Here is a 1,440-nt window from a genome sequence, read left to right as displayed (position 1 = left end):
CCGCGCCCGGCGCAAGCGGCTGAAGCGCACCAGCTTCCTCGGCGTCGGCTCGGTGGCCGCCGTCGCGGTGATAGCGGTCGCCGGCTTCGTGAACCCGCACCACGACTCTGGCAGCGCCAGCGCGCAGTCGGACACCTCCGCGGTGCCCGTCGCCGGGCGCACCGGTGACGGCGACGCCTCGCGCTCCGTCGACCGTGCCACCCCGGCCGCCGCGCTCAAGCAGCTGCCGGGCCTCGGCCCCGGCTTCCTCGCCAAGGTGCCGGCCAACACGCAGCAGGTGCTGCTGGTCACCGGCAAGGGCAAGGACCAGAACACCGGCACGGCCGTCCTCTACACCCGCACCCCCGCGGGCGGCTGGATCGCCGGCCCGAGCTGGGCGGCGCGCAACGCCAAGAACGGTTGGACCACCGACCACCACGCGGGCGACCTGCACAGCCCGATCGGCGTCTTCTCGCTGACCGACGCCGGCGGCCTCGACGCGAACCCGGGCTCCAAGCTGCCCTACACCCACTCCTCCGCGTTCCAGGCCCCGGGCACCGGCTTCGAGGGCGAGTCGCTGGCGGACGCCTTCGACTACGTCGTCGCGATCAACTACAACCACGTCCCCGGCACCTCGCCGCTCAGCGCCGAGCGTCCGATGGGCGCCTCGCGCGGCGGCGGCATCTGGGTCCACGTCGACCACGGCGGCCCGACCCACGGCTGCGTCGCGCTGGCGAAGGAGGACATGCGCGCGCTGCTGCTGGCGCTGGACCCGTCCAAGCACCCGGTGATCGTGATGGGCGACGCGAACTCCCTCGCACAGTGACGCGAAAGTCGCACGTCGTGAGGGTTTGTACGGGATCTACAGCTCCTATCGGTGGATCCTGTGCCAAGCCTCTCCGGGAGACCGATCAGTAATCAGCTTGAGTGGGAGCCATGACAGGTTCCCGCATCGTCGCGTTGGGTCACTACCAGCCGTCCAAGGTCCTCACCAACGACGAGCTCGCCTCGCTGGTCGACACGAGCGACGACTGGATCACCTCGCGCGTGGGCATCCGCACCCGGCACATCGCGGCCCCGGACGAGACGGTCGCGGACATGGCCTCCCGCGCGGCCGCCAAGGCGCTGGCCACCAGCGGCTTCGACTCGCACGGCGTGGACCTGGTCGTCGTCGCCACCTGCACCGCGATCGACCGCAGCCCGAACACCGCTGCCCAGGTCGCCGCCCGCCTCGGCATCCCGACGCCGGCCGCCTACGACGTGAACACCGTCTGCTCCGGTTTCTCCTACGCGCTCGCCACCGCCGACCACGCCCTGCGCGCCGGCGCGGCCCGCCGCGCGCTCGTCGTGGGCGCGGAGAAGATGTCCGACACCGTCGACTGGTCCGACCGCTCCACCTGCGTGATCTTCGCCGACGGCGCCGGCGCGGCGGTGCTGGAGGCGAAGATCACGCAGGTGGAG

General features: G+C 72.1%; 2 protein-coding genes. Both read left to right on the top strand.

The features are described 5' to 3' along the window. The coding region (locus tag DN069_RS39070; RefSeq protein ID WP_424556370.1) for a L,D-transpeptidase family protein at positions 1–805 on the top strand (805 nt) is incomplete at its 5' end. A 110-nt stretch (positions 806–915) separates the two neighbouring features. Then, positions 916–1,440 (top strand): thiolase family protein (locus tag DN069_RS39065; protein WP_481557192.1); only part of this gene is annotated, 525 nt, incomplete at its 3' end.

It is taken from the genome of Streptacidiphilus pinicola, from assembly GCF_003258295.1.
Taxonomy (GTDB): domain Bacteria; phylum Actinomycetota; class Actinomycetes; order Streptomycetales; family Streptomycetaceae; genus Streptacidiphilus; species Streptacidiphilus pinicola.
Note: the sequence above shows the minus strand (reverse complement) of the source record. Positions and strands in the feature narration are given on the sequence as shown.